Origin of the sequence: Halomonas sp. AOP7-E1-9, assembly GCF_052376035.1 — a bacterium.
In the GTDB taxonomy this organism is placed as follows: domain Bacteria; phylum Pseudomonadota; class Gammaproteobacteria; order Pseudomonadales; family Halomonadaceae; genus Vreelandella; species Vreelandella citrativorans.
The window spans coordinates 1-18,543 of sequence record NZ_JBQSVC010000045.1 but is presented as its reverse complement, the minus strand read 5'-3'; the positions used below and the strand labels follow the sequence as shown (position 1 = coordinate 18,543).

Genomic DNA, 18,543 nt, shown 5'->3' with positions numbered 1-18,543 from the left:
CCTCCAGCGCCTCAATCATTTTTATCGCGGCGTTGGAAAGTGTCCGATTGGTATGCACCAAATAGCCGAGCGGCCTGTAGATGGGCGGTGTATCTATTTTCAGCTCGACCAGCTCACTATTAATCATCCCCTCAGGCAGTAGGCTCCACCCAAGCCCAACACTGCACATCATCTTTAATGTTTCCAGATAGTTGGTAGCCATACTGACCTGTAGAGACAGGCCCGCCTTGGCAAAACGTTGCTCAATCAATGTACGGGTAAATGTTTTGGCGCTAGGTAGAACACATTTATAGTGACAAAGTGCTTCAAGGCTAAGGATAGCGGCTTGAGCTAGCGGGTGGTCGGGCGCGCAAACAAAACATAGCCGGTCATGCCAAAGGTTCACCACGTTTAATTGCTCAACAGGGTGGGGAGCGAGCGTCACCACGGCCATTTCCAGGGTGCCATCTTGCACGCCCTGGTAGGCAAACTCTGAATCCAGAAAATGCAGGTCCAATTCTACTTCTGGATGGCGCTGGGTGTAGTTTTTCAACACAGGTGGCAGGCGGTGTAAGCCAATGTGATGGCTGGTAGCCAGCGTTAATTGGCCACCCACCTGGCCAGAAAGATTCGCGAGTGCTCGGCGGCTATCTTCTACCGCTAACAGAATTCGCTTGGCTTGTGGCAGTAATAAATGGCCTGCCTCGGTAAGCGAAATACGCCTGCCAATACGGTCAAACAGCCGCGTGCCCACCAGCGACTCCAGCGTGGCAATGCGTTTGCTAACCGCTGGCTGAGTGAGATAAAGCTGCTCGGCGGCGCGCGAGAAGCTTTGTGTTTCAGCAACGGCTAAAAACGCTTGTAGGCTCTGGGTATCCAAGTGGTGCTCACTATAGTGTGGTTAGTATTGGTGTATTCCAGTATGGAATCATACCTATAAATAACATGAATTGCTTTTATGGTCGCTACGCGTAACACTGGCTGCATCGTCACATTAAGCAGCACGTAGAGGCTGCGATACCGAACTAGCAGGGCGCTTGCCCAGGAGAGCCATATGTCAGGTCAAACCCTTTACGACAAACTCTGGAACCAGCACTTGGTGAAGCAGCGCGATGACGGCACGGCGCTGATCTACATTGACCGCCAGCTGCTTCACGAAGTGACCTCTCCGCAAGCGTTTGAAGGGTTGCGCTTGGCCAAACGTATGCCGTGGCGCCTGGATGCTAACCTGGCAACACCGGATCACAACGTCCCAACGACGACGAAAGAGCGCGCCGAAGGTAATAGCGGCATTAAAGACCCGGTGTCGTTGATTCAGGTTCAGACGCTTGACGACAACTGCGTTGAGTACGGAATTGAAGAGTTTAAAATTAACGACCCCCGCCAGGGAATCGTGCACGTGGTTGGGCCAGAGCAGGGCGCCACGTTGCCCGGCATGACCGTCGTTTGCGGTGACTCCCATACGGCCACTCACGGTGCTTTTGGCGCGCTGGCGCACGGTATCGGTACGTCTGAAGTTGAGCACGTATTGGCGACGCAATGCCTGTTGGCACAAAAAATGAAGAACATGCAGGTGCGTGTTGAGGGGGAGCTTGGCCTCGGCGTGACCGCCAAAGATGTGGTACTGGCCATTATCGGCAAGATCGGTACGGCAGGTGGTACGGGCTACGCTATCGAATTTGCGGGCAGCGCTATCGGGTCGCTCTCCATGGAAGGCCGTATGACCGTGTGTAATATGGCGATTGAAGCGGGTGCCCGGGTCGGGTTGATTGCTGTGGACGACACGACGATTGATTACCTGGCCAAGCGCCCCTTTGCGCCGACCGCCGAGCAGTGGGAAGCCGCGGTGGCTGACTGGCGTCAACTGGTATCAGATGACGATGCCGCGTTCGACAAAGTGGTGACTCTGAAGGCCGAAGATATCGAGCCGCAGGTCAGTTGGGGAACCAGCCCCGAGATGGTGACAGGTATTTCCGGGCGCGTGCCAGACCCGCAAGCCTCGCAGGATGAAACCGTGCAGCGCAGCCATGCTCGCGCGCTTGAATATATGGGCTTGCACGCTAACCAAAAAATTACCGATATCAAGCTCGATAAAGTGTTTATTGGTTCGTGTACTAACTCACGTATCGAGGATTTGCGTGAGGCTGCCAAAGTGGCTCAAGGCAATAAAGTGGCAGGTTCCATTAAACTTGCCATGGTGGTGCCGGGTTCTGGCCTTGTGAAACGCCAGGCAGAAGAGGAAGGGCTGGATAAAATCTTCATCGACGCTGGTTTCGAGTGGCGCGAGCCGGGCTGCTCCATGTGTCTGGCCATGAATGCTGATAAATTGGGCGCAGGCGAGCACTGCGCATCGACCTCCAACCGCAACTTCGAAGGACGCCAAGGGTACGGTGGTCGTACGCACCTGGTGAGCCCTGCCATGGCGGCAGCGGCTGCGATTGCTGGCCACTTTGTTGATGTACGCAGTTTATCCGCCAACGATGCTACCCACGCCCAGGAGGCTTAACCCATGAAAAAGTTCACTCGTTTTGAAGGCGTGGTTGCCCCGCTTGATCGCGCTAACGTCGATACCGATTTAATTATTCCCAAGCAGTTCTTGAAATCGATCAAGCGGACCGGCTTCGGTGTGAATCTGTTTGATGAGCTGCGTTATTTAGATGAAGGCCAGCCTGGGCAGGATTGCTCCAGTCGCCCGCTGAACCCTGATTTCGTGCTCAACCAGCCGCGTTTTAAGGGGGCTGAGGTGTTGCTGGCTCGGCGCAACTTTGGCTGTGGAAGCTCGCGGGAACACGCGCCGTGGGCACTGGAAGATTTTGGTTTTAAAGTAGTGATTGCGCCAAGCTTTGCAGATATTTTTTACAATAACGCGTTTAAAAACGGCATCTTGCTGATCACGTTAAGCGAAGAAGAAGTGGATCGCTTGTTTACAGGCGTTGATGCTAATGAAGGCTATCAGCTGGATATCGACTTGGAGAACCAGCGGGTCATCACGCCGAGCGGCGAAATTCTTGAGTTTGAAGTGGACGCGTTCCGCAAGCACTGCCTGCTCAATGGACTGGACGATATCGGCATCACGCTACAGGACGAAGATGCGATCCGTGCCTTTGAGCAAAAACACAAAGATGCTCGACCCTGGTTGTTCCGTCAGCCAGCCTGATACAGCCGCATAAGCGTCATTCAGAATAGTTAAAAAGACACACATAGCGCAGTGCAACCCCATTGCACTGCGCTAAGCGGCGGTAAGCCGTGCTGACTCTCTATTAAGGATTTAACATGACCCATAAGGTGCTTCTATTACCCGGCGACGGTATTGGCCCAGAGATTGCTGCTCAAGCTGCGCGTTTGCTAAAAGCGTGCCAGGAAGCGGGTTTGGATATTGACGTTGAAGAAGCGCTGGTCGGCGGCTCGGCTTACGACGTGCATGGCGACCCACTGCCTGCTGAAACGCTTGAAAAAGCCAAGGCGGCCAGTGCGATTCTGCTCGCTGCGGTGGGTGGCCCCAAATGGGACAAAATCGAAGACCTTTCCAAGCGCCCTGAAAAAGGTTTGTTGGGCCTGCGCAAGAACCTGGGACTGTTTGGTAACCTGCGCCCGGCCATGCTTTACCCGCAACTGGCCAGCGCCTCCAGCCTGAAACCTGAATTGGTGGCAGGCCTGGATATCATGATTGTGCGTGAATTGACCGGCGGCATTTACTTCGGCCAGCCGCGGGGTATTGAGGAGCGTAACGGGGAGCGTGTGGGCTATAATACCTACATTTATTCCGAAAGTGAGATTGAGCGCATCGGCCGCGTCGCGTTTGAAATGGCCCAAAAGCGTGGCAAAAAACTCTGCTCGGTAGATAAGGCTAACGTGCTGGAAGTTACCATTTTGTGGCGTGAAGTGATGGAGCGTTTGGCACCAGAGTACCCGGACGTCGAGCTTTCGCATATGTACGTGGATAACGCCGCGATGCAGCTGGTACGTGCCCCGAAACAGTTTGATGTCGTTGTGACCGGCAATATGTTTGGCGATATTCTGTCTGACGCCGCCGCCATGCTTACCGGCTCCATCGGTATGCTGCCTTCGGCCTCGCTGAACGAAAGCGGCCAAGGCATGTATGAGCCTTGCCACGGAAGCGCGCCGGATATCGCTGGGCAAAACATTGCCAACCCGCTCGCCATGATGCTGTCGGTTGCCATGATGCTGCGCTACTCGCTCAATGAAACGGCCATGGCCGAGCGCATTGAAACCGCGGTGGGTAGCGTTCTGGATAACGGCCTGCGCACGGCGGATATCGCCGCAGAAGGAACTCGCCGTGTTTCGACGGTCGAAATGGGCGATGCGGTACTGGCGGCCTTTGCAAAAAGTTAAATGCGCTATAAAGCGTTCTAACTATTTGATATAAAAAGTGTGATGCCTCGGCCACTCAAAGAGTGGCCGACGTTATTTATAAGTTTTGTGTATAATATATGTCTCATTCTTTGCTGGAGGACTTCGCATGTTGAAAGTCGGTTTCGTAGGATGGCGTGGCATGGTGGGTTCTGTGCTGATGCAGCGCATGCAGGAAGATGGTGATTTTAACGGCATTGAGCCGGTCTTTTTCACCACCTCCCAAGTAGGCCAGCCTGGTCCCGACATCGGCGTAGACGTACCTGCGTTAAAAGACGCGTTTGCTCTTGAAGAATTGAAAGCGTTGGATGTTGTTATTACCTGCCAAGGCGGTGACTACACCAAGCAAGTTTATGGTGACCTGCGTAAAAATGGCTGGCAGGGTTACTGGATTGATGCCGCCAGCACGCTGCGCATGGAGGATGAAGCTACCATCGTGCTTGACCCGGTTAACCGTAAGGTCATTGATGCGCAGCTTGCCAAAGGTGCCAAGACCTTTGTCGGCGGTAACTGCACCGTTAGCCTCATGCTGATGGGCTTGGGCGGCCTGTTTGAAGCCGATATGGTTGAGTGGATGACCTCCATGACCTATCAGGCGGCTTCCGGTTCTGGCGCCAAGCACATGCGCGAACTGCTCAATCAAATGGGTCAACTGCGCGACAGCGTTAGTAGCGAACTGGCTGATCCCTCCAGCGCGATTTTGGAAATTGACCGCAAGGTAACGGCGGCCATGCGCGGTGGCGACTTCCTGACCGATAACTTCGGCGCACCGCTTGCCGGTAGCCTACTGCCGTGGATTGATACCAAGCTTGAGAGCGGCCAGAGCCGTGAAGAGTGGAAAGGCTTTGTTGAGACCAATAAAATTCTGGGTCTTGGTGATAATCCTGTGCCGATTGATGGTCTTTGCGTGCGTATTGGTGCCATGCGTTCTCACAGCCAAGCGTTCACCATCAAGCTGAAACATGATGTGCCGCTGGATGAGATTGAAGAGCGGATCGCTCAGCATAATGAGTGGGTCAAGCTGATCCCCAACGAGAAAGAGGCCACCATTGCAGGTTTAACGCCTGCCGCCGCTACTGGCACATTGGATATTCCGGTGGGGCGTTTGCGTAAGCTGAACATGGGCGGTGAATACCTTTCGGCATTTAGCGTTGGCGACCAACTGCTGTGGGGCGCTGCCGAGCCGCTTAAGCGCATGCTCAAAATTTTGCGCGAACAGTAAAACAACGCAGTACGTCAGCCAAAACCGGGGCGCTTTTAGCGCGCCGGTTTTTTTGTAAGTGTTTTAAATTAAATTAAGTAACCCGCCTCCATGCGTTACCTGCTTATTTGTGTTAATTATAATTTGCGTTCTGTGTTGGCATGTACCGCACTTGCTAGCGCGGTTTCCATAAAAAAACGGATTGGGTAACGTGGCGAAAAAATATTCAAATTATTGCGTTTTCTTGAAAACGATCGCACTGCTGTCGATTGCTGGGGTGCCGTCTTTTGCGCAGGCAATTGAAGCCGGACCTGCCGAGGTGGAATCCTGGCTGGAAGCCCCGCTAAATGCTTCGTTACCGTTGCTTGACTCAAACGCCTACGCGCTAGACGAGCTAAGCGTACAGGTTGCTGATGAACCATCATTTATCGCCTCTGGGCTTGAGTGGATGCCTTTGGCTCGTCAGGTGCATGCCGAGATTCAAGAGCAAGCGGGCAGTCGGCGCATTATCCTGCGCGCATCACAGGCGGTAACAACGCCCTGGTTGGATTTGCTACTGGTCATTGATTCGCCGGAAGGGCAGCAACAGCACGCGGTCACGTTGCTTTTTGACCCGGCTGACTACGCTAATTATCCATTGAACCAGGCAGAAGCTGGCGGCGTCGTGTCAAGCTCAGGCTCGGAAATGACAGAGCCTCTTCCACGTGCCGAGGTAAGGGTGCAAGAGGGTGATACGTTGTGGCGTATTGCCTCGCGTAGTAAACCTGAGCGCGCGAGCGTTCAGCAGATGATGTTGGCACTGGTAGCGGCGAATCCTGAGTTCTTTCCTGAGGGCAATATTAATAGTTTGCGGACGGGCCAGGCACTGCGCTTGCCCGCAGAAGGGCAAGTGCAGCTACGTTCAGTCGATGAGGCGGCTCACGCTGTCCAGGTGATGGTGGCAGGCGAGCAGCGCGCCAATACAGCAGTGCCTCAGAGTCTTCCAGTGGACGTTGAGGTTGAGGCGCCACCTGCGCCTGAGCTGGCTACTGCCCAGATAGAAGCCGAGCTGACTCGTGCTATGGCCCGGTTTACAGAGCAGCTGGAGCAAAGCCAGGCAAGCTTACTGGCGGCTAATGAAGAGCGCGAGCAGCTTCGTCTTGAACTCAGCGAACTGCGTCATAATCTCAGTCAATTCATCGAGAATAGCGTGTTGGTAGAAGCGTCTCCTCCGATGCCATTAATGGCTGAGGCGAATGCTGCGGCACAGCCAATCTCTGACGTACACGATGCGCCATCAAGTGGTGTTTTGAGTAGTATTGAGCGTTATCAATGGCCACTCATTGCCCTTGGGCTGGTACTGCTGTTGACGGGATTAATATGGCGCAGAAAGCGGCGCGAGGCTGAAGAGCCGGTTGCTCAAACGCATTTGAGGAGCGCGTCGCTTGCTGAGCCTCAGGTGTTCAAACCATCGCCACCCGTTAGTAGTGACCTGCAAGCCTCTACACGTAAACCCGAGAGAGGCGATGCTTTTGGCGCTAGCTATGCTAAAAGTCAGGCAGCAGGTTTGGCAGGCCATGGCAGCCGACGGTATCCGCAAGAAGATGCGCTGTTATTAAAGGGCATGGACTTTAAGCGGGTTGAAGCGCCCGAGCTGACACCGTCTGAAACGCTGAAAAAAGTAAGCACGGCTCGCCCGATAGGCACAGAGTGGGAAATTGAAGAGGTAGCATTCAAGCCGCCGGGTCGGGATAATGGCTAACCTTTCAAACTTTATGACGTGGCTTGATGACCCAGTTTTACCACTTTGATGAAACCCGGCCGCTGAAAGGCCGTTTGGCAATAGGCATTGAATATGATGGCACGCGTTTTTGCGGCTTTCAGCGTTTAAAGCATGCTGCTTCTGTTCAAGGCGCCGTAGAGGATGCCTTGGCAAAAGTGGCCGGTGCCCCCGTTCAGATACATGCCAGCGGACGTACGGACTCAGGCGTTCACGCCACGCGTCAAATAGCGCACTTTGACCCACCGACTGAGCGGACTGAGAAAGCCTGGATTTTTGGTGCCAACACCAACTTGCCACGCGATGTCGCCGTACGCTGGGTGAAGCCAGTCTCGGATGATTTTCATTCCCGATTGGGAGCGCTTGGCAGGCGTTACCGTTATTTACTGCTCAATCAAATCAGTCGCCCTGTGCTTGAACGCACGAACGTAACGTGGTGCCGCGATCCTCTGGATGCAGATGCCATGCATCGCGCTGCGCAGGCTCTGATTGGCGAACATGACTTTTCAAGTTTCCGTGCTGCAGGCTGCCAATCCAAAACACCATGGCGGCAAATGCATTTTGTCGAGGTGAAGCGGTTTGGTCCGCTGGTGGTCATTGATATTCAGGGCAATGCGTTTTTACATCACATGATTCGCAATATCGCTGGGGCCCTTGTAAGCGTAGGTCGTGGGGCGCAGGACGAAGGTTATATTGAACGATTGCTGGCGCTAAGGAATCGTAAGAAAGGTGATGTAACCGCTCCTGCGTGTGGGCTGCATTTTGTTGATTCAATTTACGACGAGCGGTTTGATTTGCCCATGGAGCCGGTAGGACCTAACCTGCTCGCTTTTACCGGGGAGTGGACAGGCGAACGAGAACTGCCAGACACCCCCAGAATAGCGGCGCGGCGTAAACTGACATTTGCTAAAACAACGTCTGATCCCGCTCAGGAGGCGCTAGATGAAGACGCTTAGCCCCATGCGTACACGGGTCAAGTTCTGTGGGCTTACCCGCAGTGATGATATTAAAAGAGCCGTAATGCTGGGGGCAGATGCGCTGGGTTTTGTCATGTGGCCGAAAAGCGCGCGCAGCATTACGCTTGAGCAACTTGAAACGCTTTCGGGTGAAGTACCTGCTTTTGTTACCCGGGTAGGGTTGTTTGTTGATCAATCCGTTGACGTGATTCAGCAGTGCTTACCGTACCTGGACATGATTCAGTTCCACGGTGATGAGTCTCCTGCGTTTTGCGCACAGTTTGGACGCCCCTGGATTAAAGCGCTGCGAATGCGTGACGATATCGATTTATCTCAGGCAGCTGCTGACTATCATCAGGCACAGGCGCTGCTGTTGGACGCCTATCGGCCGGGCACGCCAGGTGGCACAGGAGAGGTCTTTGATTGGTCGAGAATCCCCGCAAAACTGGCAAAACCTGTTATCCTCGCAGGCGGGTTAACGGTTGATAATATCGCCTCTGCCGTTCACCAAGTGGCGCCTTATGCCGTTGATGTGTCGGGTGGGATTGAAGCAGCGCATGGCCGTAAAGACGTTGAAAAAATGACACTGTTTATTCAGCAAGTCGCGTTAGCCGACGCCCGTTAAACACGCCGCGCAGTCTGTTTTTTTATGACGCTGCGCTCTATGTCCGTTTATTCAATTGTTGCCTGTTCTGGCAATCTTGTGAGGTACCCCTGTGACTGTCTCAGCAACTGGTGGCGCTAATACTGTTTCTGAAACCGTTTCTGACACGGCTTCCAAGACCAGATTTAGCGACCTGACCCGAATGCCGGATGCCCGCGGTCATTTTGGCCCCTATGGCGGCCGGTTTGTATCCGAAACATTGAGCTACGCCCTGGAAGATCTGGAGAAAATTTACGTAAGCCTGCGTGATGATCCTGCTTTTCAGGCCGAGTTTGATAGTGATCTTGCCCACTACGTAGGGCGCCCGTCGCCGCTTTATCATGCCAAGCGATGGTCCGAGATGCTCGGTGGTGCGCAAATATGGTTAAAGCGCGAAGATTTAAATCATACCGGCGCGCATAAGGTAAACAACACCATCGGCCAGGCACTGCTTGCCAAAAAAACCGGCAAACCACGGGTCATCGCTGAAACCGGTGCCGGGCAGCACGGCGTGGCGACGGCAACGGTTGCCGCGCGCCTGGGTCTTGAATGCGATGTGTATATGGGCGCTGAAGACGTGCAGCGCCAAAAGTTGAATGTCTATCGTATGCGTTTATTGGGCGCACGAGTGATTCCGGTAGAGTCGGGCACGCGCACCCTTAAAGATGCCATGAATGAAGCGCTGCGCGACTGGGTAACGAACGTTGATAACACGTTTTACATTATCGGCACGGTAGCAGGGCCACATCCATACCCTGAGCTTGTGCGCGACTTTAATGCGGTAGTGGGGCGTGAAGCACGCCGCCAGTCGCTGGAACAAATCGGCCGCTTGCCGGATGCGTTGGTCGCGTGTGTCGGTGGTGGGTCCAACGCGATTGGGCTATTTTATCCGTTTGTTGAAGACGATGCCGTCGCGATGTATGGGGTTGAGGCCGGAGGTGATGGTGTTGAGACGGGCCGTCATGCCGCTCCGCTTTCATCGAATGCCCCGCGCGGTGTGCTGCACGGAAACCGTACTTACTTGATGTCTGATGAAGCGGGGCAGGTCGCCGATACACACTCCATTTCAGCCGGGCTTGATTATCCGGGCGTTGGCCCTGAGCACGCGCTTTGGAAAGACGTTGGTCGTGTTAGCTACGTCACCGCTAATGACAGCGCCGTGCTGGAAGCGTTTCGAGAACTGACGCAGATGGAGGGTATAATGCCTGCCTTGGAGTCAGCCCACGCGCTGGCGCACGCCAAGGTGCTGGCGCCTACCATGCGCCCTGACCAGCATATCATCGTTAATCTTTCAGGCCGTGGTGATAAAGATATTATGACCGTAGCCAACATTGACGGTATCGAATTTTAAGGCCCGCTTTTAAGGACAAGCATGAACCGTATCGATCAGCGCTTTTCTGAACTCAAGCAGCAGGGCCGCAAGGCTCTGATACCTTATATTACGGCGGGCGACCCGGCGCCACAGTACACCGTTGGCTTTATGCATGCGCTGGTAGAAGCGGGTGCGGATGTCATTGAACTTGGTGTGCCGTTTTCTGATCCAATGGCGGACGGCCCGGTTATTCAAAAAGCCTGTGAACGCGCCTTAAAGCAGGGCACCCGCTTGGTCGACTTGCTGGATATGGTGGCTGAATTCCGTCAGGCCGATGCCACAACCCCGGTCGTGTTAATGGGGTATCTAAATCCTATTGAGCGTATTGGCTACGAGGCCTTCGCTGAGCAGGCTGAAAAAGTGGGCGTTGATGGTGTGCTAGTGGTCGATATGCCGCCTGAAGAGGCCGATGAATTGGGTCCGCTGTTAAAAGCGCATAATTTAGCAGCAATTTTCCTTGTGGCGCCTACCACTTCACCTACGCGAGCCGCTACAATATGCGCCCAGGGTGAGGGGTACCTTTACTACGTTTCGCTAAAAGGCGTTACTGGTGCGGCAACCTTAAATGCAAGTGACGTCGCTGAACGCCTGGCACCGCTACGTGAAATGACCGACCTGCCGCTATGTGTTGGTTTCGGCATCCGCGATGGCGTAACGGCTGCTGAAGTGGCTAACGTAGCGGATGGAGTGATTGTCGGTAGTGCGTTAGTAAACCGTATTGCCGAAAATGTAGAAACGCCCGAAATTATCGCTGGTCAGCTTAGAAGCGTGCTAGCAGAGATGCGCACCGCAATGGACGCCTAACGCTGCCCCTCATCGTCTATACTGAAGTTGATTGACGACACTCATCAAGCTTGGCGCTGCCAGGCATGACGTAAAACGGAAGCCTTTTTGATATGAGCTGGTTAGACAAGATAGTGCCCTCCATGGGGCGTATCCAGCGTAAAGACCGTCGTGCCAGTGTGCCCGACGGCCTCTGGCGTAAATGTCCCAAGTGTGAAGCCGTTCTCTATCTTCCTGAGTTAGAGAAACACCATAGTGTTTGTCCGAAATGTGACCATCACTTACGGCTGACTGCGCGGAAACGCTTGGACTGGTTCCTGGATAAAGAAGGTCGTGAAGAAGTCGCGGCAGAGCTTGAACCTGTTGATCGCCTGAAATTCCGCGACTCTAAAAAGTATAAGGACCGCTTGGCGGCCGCGCAAAAGGACACCGGCGAAAAAGATGCGCTGATTGCTATGCGTGGTACGTTGGACGGTTTGCCGGTCATTGCGGTTGCTTTCGAGTTCACCTTTATGGGCGGGTCGATGGGAGCCGTAGTGGGTGAGAAGTTTGCCCGAGCGGCGACTATCGCGCTTGACGAAGGTATTCCGCTGGTTTGCTTTGCGGCTTCCGGTGGTGCGCGTATGCAGGAAGCGCTTTTCTCACTGATGCAAATGGCCAAAACATCGGCGGCACTTGAGAGACTCAAGCAGGCCGGTGTGCCCTATATCTCGGTGCTTACCGATCCGGTGTTTGGGGGCGTATCCGCTTCGCTCGCCATGCTGGGCGACTTGAATATTGCTGAGCCCAATGCATTGATTGGTTTTGCTGGTCCGCGTGTTATTGAGCAGACCGTCCGCGAAACGCTGCCAGAAGGTTTCCAGCGCAGCGAGTTCCTGTTGGAGCATGGTACGGTCGATATGATTGTACATCGCCAGGAAATGCGTACCCGTGTGGGCGGCGTACTACGCAAGTTGACTCATCAGGAGGCGCTTTCGTTAGCCAGTGAATTGGCGGATGATGAAGCCGTCGCTGAGCAGGTGGTTGATGAAGCACACATCGCCGATACTGACGTAACGGTTGACGAGACAGGTCCGGATTCTATTGACAAGAGCCATGAACCACACCGCAATGCCTAAGTCGTTAGCAGAGTGGCTTCAGCATCTGGAAACCCTGCACCCTGTCGGGATTGATTTAGGTCTGGAGCGTGTGTCACGTGTTGCTGAGCGTATGGGGCTATTTAAACGCCCCATTGCCAATCGCGTTGTCATTGTGGCGGGCACCAATGGTAAAGGCTCGACAGTTGCCATGGTTGACGCGGTGGCTCGCGCACATGGTTGGCATGTGGGTACGTACTCCTCGCCTCATCTATTGCGTTACAACGAGCGGGTGCGTATCAACGGCCAGGAAGCTGGCGACGCGTGCCTGGTCGAGGGGTTTGAACGTGTCGAACAGGCTCGCCTGGAAGCACCGGAAATTAGCCTGACCTATTTTGAAGCAGGTACATTGTGCGCACTCTGGTGTTTGGCACAAGCTGAACTGGATCTTGCGGTACTTGAGGTGGGCTTGGGCGGTCGTTTGGATGCCGTCAATATCATTAATGCGGATGTTGCGGTTGTCACTACGATAGCCCAAGACCATGCGAGCTTTTTGGGAACCGATATTTCGCAAATCGGGCTTGAGAAAGCGGGTATATTTCGCCCGTTGCGGCCAGCGGTATTGGGCAGTGAGTCGCTTCCCGGTAGCGTGGCCGATGCGGCTATTGCCTTGGCGGCGCCGGTTTACCGGTTAGGATTAGCGTTTAACCACAGTGCCGAGGAAAACAGCCATTTACCCTGGTGCTGGAGTGGGTTGACGGCAACGGGGGAGACGCTTTCTCTGGATGCGCTGCCTGATCCTGGTCTGCCTGTCGATAATGCCGCAACTGCACTACAAGCGCTGGCGCTTACGGGGCTGACGCTAACGGTAAAAGCCACGCAAAATGCATTAGCCAGTGTTAATCTGCCAGGCCGGATGCAGTGGATAGGGCAGTGGTGCCTGGATGTGGGGCATAATCCTCATGCGGCGACCTATGTTGCTCGCCATTTGCCAGTACCGCCTGATACAGGACGGCAGTGGGCAGTGATAGGTATGCTCAATGATAAAGACGTTGATGGTGTTATTGCGGCGTTAGCACCGCGTATTACTGACTGGGTCTGTGTAACGCTTGATGGCGAGCGCGGCCACACGGCCAATGAACTCGCTGAGCGTATTAAAGCCCATGGTGGCTGTGTGCGGCTTTGTGCAGACTCGCCTGAAGCCGGTGTTGATGCCATGGCTGAGATGCTCACTGACAAGGATCGCATTTTGGTAACGGGTTCCTTTTTTACCGTCGCCGCTCTGTTAGCTCGATCACTGCCACAAGCCAGCCGTTCTTAAGGCGTAGTCCCGCTAGAGGGAGATGATATGAAATATGGTAAAACAGAGCGCATTAGCGGTGTTGTGATTCTGCTTGCGCTACTCGCAATCGTTGTCCCTTGGCTGATGAGTGACCCGGCGCCGCGTGAGGAGCGACAGCAACCAACGTTCATTATTGAACAGCCCATAGAAACGGCGCGCCATGATGTAGACGCTCCCCAAATGCCCTCTACCATTAACCCTCAGCCATCTTCAAATGTGGCAAGCAATGATGGGGTTAATGCACCGATAGATGCATCTCCGAGATTACCTGATACTTCTCAAATTGATGCGCCCAGTGGAACGGAAACCGTCGCACAAGCGCCTACGTCATCTTCAAACACTGACGCTCCCCAAAATGACCCCATTGCCGACCTGGTAGCCTCGAATAGCACGTCGACATCCAGCAGCCAAAGCGCTGCAGGTTCTTCAAGTGCTAATTCTTCAAGTACAGGCTCTTCTAGTTCAGGTTCATCAGGGGCGGGTTCATCGAGTGCTGGACCAGCGTCTACACAGCAAGGTGGGTGGGCGGTTCAGGTGGGTAGTTTTGGCGATGCCGCGAATGCTCAGCGACTAGGTAGCCAGCTTACAGGCGAAGGATTTAGTGTTTTCCAACGCCAGCGCGACAATAACTTGACCACAGTGCTCGTGGGGCCTTACGCATCATCAGAGGATGGCGAAGCGGCCATGGCCTTAATTAAACAGCGCGCAAACGTGCAAGGTCTGTTAGTGCGAGTAAGAGATTAAACGATGGCGCTAACGTGGATTGATGCTGTATTTCTTGCCGTGCTGGCGCTTTCGATGCTGGCCGGCTTTGTCCGTGGTTTTGTTAGAGAAGCGTTAGGGCTTGGGGCATGGGTGGTTGCGTTAATGGTCGCCCGCGTTTTGGCAGAGCCAGTCGCTGAGTTAATGAGCGGGTTTATCGAAAGTTTTGACGCTCGACTTGTATTGGCCTTTGCACTGGTTATTTTCGCGGTGATCTTGCTTTGCGGCATTGTTATTCGCTTGGTGCATGCGGCCATTGTATGGGTAGGCATGGGGCTTTTGAACCGTTTTGCGGGAGCTGTGTTTGGTATCGCGCGTGGCACGATCATCTTACTGGTGGCCACGGTCGTTATTACGCTCACGCCGCTTGCCGAGCTTCAGGCATGGCAGCAAGCCTCGTTACGGCCCACCTTTATCGAGTTGCGCGATTGGGCGGTTAGTCAGTTGGATCAGTGGGAGCGTGAGCTGCCAGAAGCGCCCGCCTCTTTACGCGATATATCACTGCCTGAGATTCGCCCGCATGGCAGTTTTGCGCCGCAGCCCATGGATAGTCAATAACGCCTAACAGCGTGTTTTGCGCTTGCCTAACCGCTTGACGGGTACCGGTTAAACGCAAACGTATTAAAATGAGTTTTAAGAACGTACGGGCTTGTTTTGGCAAGCCATGGCACTAAAGCGAGGTAACTTGAATGTGCGGTATAGTGGGCCTTCTGGCCAAGCAGGCGGTAAATCAGGGAATCTACGATGCCCTGACCGTACTTCAGCATCGCGGCCAGGACGCTGCCGGTATGATGACCTGGAGCGAGGGACGCTTCTTACTGCGCAAGAGCAATGGGCTAGTGCGCGACGTCTTCCACACTCGCCATATGGCTCGCCTTAAGGGCAACCTGGGCATTGGTCACGTACGTTATCCTACCGCTGGTTCATCCAGCGAAGCGGAATCTCAGCCGTTTTATGTCAACTCGCCTTACGGTATTGCGTTGGCCCATAACGGTAACCTAACCAACTCTGAACAGTTGAAGCAGGAGCTTTTCTCAACCGATTTACGGCATATCAATACCAGCTCCGACTCTGAAGTGTTGCTTAACGTGTTTGCCCATGAGCTGGGTAAGCAAGGCCTGCATCTGGAAGCGGAAGATATTTTTGATGCGGTACGTAGAGTGCACCGGCGCTGCAAAGGCGGCTACGCGGCGGTCGCGATCATTAACGGTTTTGGTATGGTGGCATTTCGTGATCCTCACGGCATTCGTCCAGTGGTGTTTGGTACTCGCCAAACGGACGAAGGGCAGGATGTCATGATTGCGTCTGAGTCGGTCGCGCTAGACGTGGGCGGCTTTGAGCTTGAGCGTGACCTGTCACCCGGCGAAGCGATATTTGTGGATATGCAGGGCCAGTGTCATACGCAAGTATGTGCTGACCGCCCGGAACTGCGCTCGTGTATTTTCGAGCATGTATATCTGGCACGCCCTGACTCCATTCTGGACGGTGCCTACGTCTATGGCACGCGCATGCAAATGGGGCGCAAGTTGGGCGACCGAATCCTGAACGAATGGCCTGATCACGATATTGATGTTGTGATCCCCATTCCGGATACGTCCCGTACCTCCGCGCTGGAAATGGCCCAGCACCTTGGGGTGACGTATCGCGAAGGCTTTATGAAGAACCGCTATATTGGCCGTACGTTTATCATGCCTGGCCAAACGCAGCGTAAGAAATCGGTACGCCAAAAACTCAACGCCATCGACATTGAGTTCAAAGGCAAGAACGTGCTGCTGGTGGATGACTCGATTGTACGTGGTACGACCTGTAAGCAGATTATTCAGATGGCCCGAGATGCGGGTGCGCGTAAGGTTTACTTTGCCTCCGCTGCGCCGCCTGTGCGCTACCCTAATGTGTACGGTATCGACATGCCTGCGGCGGTGGAGTTAATTGCCCATGGCCGCACTGAAGATGAAGTAGGCGAGCTGATTGGCGCTGACCGAATCTTCTACCAGGATCTGGAAGACCTGAAAGATGCCTGTCGTGAAGTAAACCCGGAAATGGAAGCCTTCGACTGCTCGGTCTTTGATGGCAAGTATGTTACGGGGGATATCGATGAAGCGTATCTGGCCGTGCTTGAAGCCAGCCGGAACGACGCCGCGAAAGATCAAAGTGCGGGTGATCATGCGCTGGTCGATATGCACAATCAGGATGATGACCTCGACGACTAACGACAGGTCACTGATGCTTACTGAAAATAAGGGGTACGTCCATGCATAATGACAGCCAACAGGATGAGTGGTCGTTAGAGACGCTGGCGATCCGTGCAGGCCATCATCGCACCTTCGAGCAAGAGCATGCGGAGCCTATTTTTCCGACCTCTAGCTTTGTCTATGAAAGCGCTGCGGAAGCAGCGCGTAAGTTTGGTGGGCAAGAGCCTGGTAACGTTTATTCGCGCTTTACGAACCCCACTGTACATACTTTCGAGCGCCGCTTGGCAGCACTTGAAGGTGGAGAGCGCTGCGTGGCAACGAGCTCGGGTATGTCGGCCATTTTATCGACGGCGCTTGCATTATTGTCTGCCGGCGATGAAATCGTGGCATCGCGTTCGCTCTTTGGCTCGACCGTCAGCCTGTTCGATAAGTACCTGGGCAAGTTTGGCATCACCACCCGCTATGTTGAACTCTCTAATGTAGAAGCGTGGGAAGCGGCTATTACGCCCAAAACGCGGCTCCTGTTCGCAGAAACGCCCTCAAACCCGCTTTCCGAGATTGCCGATATCCCGGCGCTTGCTGCCATAGCAAAACGTAATAATGCCCTTTTGGCCATTGATAACTGCTTTTTGACACCTGCGCTGCAGCAGCCTCTTGCGTTGGGTGCCGACCTCGTCATCCACTCCGCGACCAAGTACCTGGACGGCCAAGGGCGGGCTATCGGTGGCGCTGTCGTGGGTAAGCATGATGCACTGGAAGAAGTCTTCGGTGTGGTTCGTACCTGCGGCCCTTGTCTCAGTCCCTTTAATGCCTGGATATTTACCAAAGGGCTAGAAACACTCTCGCTACGAATGAAAGCTCATTGTGAAAATGCGCTCACGCTGGCGCGCTGGCTGGAACAACATCCCGCAGTAAGCAACGTGCATTACAGCGGTTTGGAAGCGCATCCGCAGCATACGCTTGCCAAGCAGCAACAGAAGGGCTTTGGCGCTGTGCTTGGGTTTGAGGTTGTTAATGGGCAGGAGGGCGCTTGGCAGGTGATTGATGCGACTCGTCTATTATCCATCACCGGTAACCTGGGGGATGTAAAAACGACGATCACTCATCCCGCGACGACCACGCATGGACGCTTATCCGATGCGCAAAAAGAGGCAGCGGGCATTGTTCCTGGGTTGATTCGTGTGGCGGTGGGACTGGAAAGCCAGCAGGACATTCAGCGTGATTTAGCGCGTGGCCTCGATGCGCTAGCAGCGGAACAAGGCTGACAATATAAGCTCTGTTTTATCGTTAGGCTTGCTTTATTGGCATAAAAAACCCCACGTGCGTGGGGTTTTTTGCGACAGATCTGCTTTCTAGAAGCTGTCAGTATTGCCTGCCTTACGAGTTAAGGCTGTGCAGGTCATTACCTTTAATTGTCCGGTCTGCTACTGTTTGCTGGCTTTCGTCGAAAGAGGCATCAAGTACCTTGTTTTGAGCCTGGCCGCCATTGATCGCAGGTAAGTCCGATGGGGACATAGTGAGGTCTTCCTGGCTGTAATGGGCAGTCGATGTTGGAATCATCACGGTGTTCAGTTTCTCTGAACCACGCTCAGCCAGTGCAGCTGCTGAAAAGGTAGTGGCAGATAAAGCGACGGCAATAGCGGCGACAGTAGTAAATTTTTTCATGATATAAACCTCATTAGTGTGTGGTTGTTCTCCCATGCATGGTGTGCTTTTTGCCAAGTCACTCGAGAACATGACGAGATTGTAAGCCTGCAAACTAGATAATAAAATTGATTAAAAGTACGCGAAACATTCTAAAAAATTGAATTAATTTCAATAACATTACCGGGAGTGTTTTTTTCTTGTTTTTTTCAATGCTCCTTGCCTCTGTTTTTTAAATTCTCCATACCTATCAGTAGGAACCGCTTACTGGTTGCTGATTGTGCGGTCCATGAAAGCTGTTAGCATGTTAATCAATGGTTTTTACGAATGCTGTATTCTGCTTTTTTCAGCAGTCTTTTAAAGCGCCAGCCGGTATGCTCCTGATATTCATAGCGGTAGCCGCGCAAGAGTCGCTCTTTCGGCGGCTTGAGAAACCGAAGGTCGTTTTGATATTTGATGATAG

The 18,543-nt window shown here is 53.7% G+C and carries 17 protein-coding genes; 15 read left to right on the top strand and 2 right to left on the bottom strand.

Annotated features, from left to right (window positions below; all coding sequences use genetic code 11):
• A partial coding sequence (locus ACT3R4_RS16955; protein WP_496201241.1) for a LysR family transcriptional regulator occupies nucleotides 1–859 on the bottom strand: 859 nt, incomplete at its 3' end.
• 174 nt (nucleotides 860–1,033) lie between these two features.
• Between ACT3R4_RS16955 and leuC the strand changes: the two genes are divergently transcribed.
• The 15 genes from leuC to ACT3R4_RS16880 all read left to right on the top strand — a co-directional run bounded on the left by leuC (nucleotide 1,034) and on the right by ACT3R4_RS16880 (nucleotide 17,701).
• A complete protein-coding gene (gene leuC, locus ACT3R4_RS16950) occupies nucleotides 1,034–2,485 on the top strand; it encodes a 3-isopropylmalate dehydratase large subunit (RefSeq protein WP_441679939.1) in 1,452 nt (483 codons plus the stop codon).
• 3 nt (nucleotides 2,486–2,488) lie between these two features.
• Nucleotides 2,489–3,136 carry a 3-isopropylmalate dehydratase small subunit gene (gene leuD, locus ACT3R4_RS16945; protein ID WP_172118398.1) on the top strand — a complete coding sequence of 216 codons (648 nt, stop codon included), beginning with the start codon at nucleotides 2,489–2,491 and terminating at the stop codon, nucleotides 3,134–3,136.
• Between the two features lie 116 nt (nucleotides 3,137–3,252).
• On the top strand, nucleotides 3,253–4,332 hold the full coding sequence (gene leuB, locus ACT3R4_RS16940) for a 3-isopropylmalate dehydrogenase (protein ID WP_172118399.1): 1,080 nt from the start codon (nucleotides 3,253–3,255) through the stop codon (nucleotides 4,330–4,332).
• Between the two features lie 127 nt (nucleotides 4,333–4,459).
• Entirely contained in the window at nucleotides 4,460–5,572 is a 1,113-nt protein-coding gene (gene asd / locus ACT3R4_RS16935; RefSeq protein WP_172118400.1) for an aspartate-semialdehyde dehydrogenase, read from the top strand.
• Nucleotides 5,573–5,795: 223 nt separating this feature from the next.
• Nucleotides 5,796–7,292 (top strand): type IV pilus assembly protein FimV, encoded by a 1,497-nt coding sequence (locus tag ACT3R4_RS16930; RefSeq protein ID WP_441679941.1) that lies wholly within the window; start codon nucleotides 5,796–5,798, stop codon nucleotides 7,290–7,292.
• A 26-nt stretch (nucleotides 7,293–7,318) separates the two neighbouring features.
• Nucleotides 7,319–8,266 carry a tRNA pseudouridine(38-40) synthase TruA gene (gene truA / locus ACT3R4_RS16925; protein WP_441679943.1) on the top strand — a complete coding sequence of 316 codons (948 nt, stop codon included), beginning with the start codon at nucleotides 7,319–7,321 and terminating at the stop codon, nucleotides 8,264–8,266.
• The gene (locus tag ACT3R4_RS16920) at nucleotides 8,253–8,891 is read left to right on the top strand and encodes a phosphoribosylanthranilate isomerase (RefSeq protein ID WP_441679944.1); all 639 of its coding nucleotides are present in this window, start codon (nucleotides 8,253–8,255) and stop codon (nucleotides 8,889–8,891) included. Before truA ends, ACT3R4_RS16920 begins: the two co-directional genes overlap by 14 nt.
• 181 nt (nucleotides 8,892–9,072) lie before the next feature.
• On the top strand, nucleotides 9,073–10,260 hold the full coding sequence (trpB, locus tag ACT3R4_RS16915) for a tryptophan synthase subunit beta (protein WP_441679954.1): 1,188 nt from the start codon (nucleotides 9,073–9,075) through the stop codon (nucleotides 10,258–10,260).
• A gap of 21 nt (nucleotides 10,261–10,281) precedes the next feature.
• Entirely contained in the window at nucleotides 10,282–11,085 is an 804-nt protein-coding gene (gene trpA, locus ACT3R4_RS16910; protein ID WP_441679946.1) for a tryptophan synthase subunit alpha, read from the top strand.
• 92 nt (nucleotides 11,086–11,177) lie between these two features.
• Nucleotides 11,178–12,182 (top strand): acetyl-CoA carboxylase, carboxyltransferase subunit beta, encoded by a 1,005-nt coding sequence (gene accD / locus ACT3R4_RS16905; protein WP_441679948.1) that lies wholly within the window; start codon nucleotides 11,178–11,180, stop codon nucleotides 12,180–12,182.
• Entirely contained in the window at nucleotides 12,160–13,461 is a 1,302-nt protein-coding gene (folC, locus tag ACT3R4_RS16900) for a bifunctional tetrahydrofolate synthase/dihydrofolate synthase (protein ID WP_441679950.1), read from the top strand. The genes accD and folC overlap by 23 nt, the downstream gene beginning before the upstream one ends.
• A 27-nt stretch (nucleotides 13,462–13,488) precedes the next feature.
• Nucleotides 13,489–14,226, top strand: coding sequence for an SPOR domain-containing protein (locus ACT3R4_RS16895; protein WP_441679951.1), 738 nt, complete (start codon nucleotides 13,489–13,491; stop codon nucleotides 14,224–14,226).
• A 3-nt stretch (nucleotides 14,227–14,229) separates the two neighbouring features.
• The gene (locus ACT3R4_RS16890; RefSeq protein ID WP_172118408.1) at nucleotides 14,230–14,802 is read left to right on the top strand and encodes a CvpA family protein; all 573 of its coding nucleotides are present in this window, start codon (nucleotides 14,230–14,232) and stop codon (nucleotides 14,800–14,802) included.
• A gap of 131 nt (nucleotides 14,803–14,933) precedes the next feature.
• Nucleotides 14,934–16,454, top strand: a complete 1,521-nt coding sequence (purF, locus tag ACT3R4_RS16885; protein ID WP_172118409.1) for an amidophosphoribosyltransferase — start codon at nucleotides 14,934–14,936, stop codon at nucleotides 16,452–16,454.
• 41 nt (nucleotides 16,455–16,495) lie between these two features.
• A complete protein-coding gene (locus tag ACT3R4_RS16880; protein WP_441679953.1) occupies nucleotides 16,496–17,701 on the top strand; it encodes an O-succinylhomoserine sulfhydrylase in 1,206 nt (401 codons plus the stop codon).
• A gap of 112 nt (nucleotides 17,702–17,813) precedes the next feature.
• Here the strand turns inward: ACT3R4_RS16880 and ACT3R4_RS16875 are convergent, their stop codons facing one another.
• Nucleotides 17,814–18,101, bottom strand: coding sequence for a hypothetical protein (locus ACT3R4_RS16875; protein ID WP_172118411.1), 288 nt, complete (start codon nucleotides 18,099–18,101; stop codon nucleotides 17,814–17,816).
• Between the last annotated feature and the right edge of the window lie 442 nt (nucleotides 18,102–18,543).

Coding starts and splice junctions, on each gene's coding strand:
- leuC (WP_441679939.1), top strand. CDS start 1,034: ATGTCAGGTCAAACCCTTTACGACAAACTCTGGAACCAGCACTTGGTG.
- ACT3R4_RS16880 (WP_441679953.1), top strand. CDS start 16,496: ATGCATAATGACAGCCAACAGGATGAGTGGTCGTTAGAGACGCTGGCG.
- folC (WP_441679950.1), top strand. CDS start 12,160: ATGAACCACACCGCAATGCCTAAGTCGTTAGCAGAGTGGCTTCAGCAT.
- accD (WP_441679948.1), top strand. CDS start 11,178: ATGAGCTGGTTAGACAAGATAGTGCCCTCCATGGGGCGTATCCAGCGT.
- purF (WP_172118409.1), top strand. CDS start 14,934: ATGTGCGGTATAGTGGGCCTTCTGGCCAAGCAGGCGGTAAATCAGGGA.
- ACT3R4_RS16890 (WP_172118408.1), top strand. CDS start 14,230: ATGGCGCTAACGTGGATTGATGCTGTATTTCTTGCCGTGCTGGCGCTT.
- trpA (WP_441679946.1), top strand. CDS start 10,282: ATGAACCGTATCGATCAGCGCTTTTCTGAACTCAAGCAGCAGGGCCGC.
- asd (WP_172118400.1), top strand. CDS start 4,460: ATGTTGAAAGTCGGTTTCGTAGGATGGCGTGGCATGGTGGGTTCTGTG.
- trpB (WP_441679954.1), top strand. CDS start 9,073: ATGCCGGATGCCCGCGGTCATTTTGGCCCCTATGGCGGCCGGTTTGTA.
- leuB (WP_172118399.1), top strand. CDS start 3,253: ATGACCCATAAGGTGCTTCTATTACCCGGCGACGGTATTGGCCCAGAG.
- ACT3R4_RS16895 (WP_441679951.1), top strand. CDS start 13,489: ATGAAATATGGTAAAACAGAGCGCATTAGCGGTGTTGTGATTCTGCTT.
- ACT3R4_RS16920 (WP_441679944.1), top strand. CDS start 8,253: ATGAAGACGCTTAGCCCCATGCGTACACGGGTCAAGTTCTGTGGGCTT.
- truA (WP_441679943.1), top strand. CDS start 7,319: ATGACCCAGTTTTACCACTTTGATGAAACCCGGCCGCTGAAAGGCCGT.
- ACT3R4_RS16875 (WP_172118411.1), bottom strand. CDS start 18,101: ATGAAAAAATTTACTACTGTCGCCGCTATTGCCGTCGCTTTATCTGCC.
- leuD (WP_172118398.1), top strand. CDS start 2,489: ATGAAAAAGTTCACTCGTTTTGAAGGCGTGGTTGCCCCGCTTGATCGC.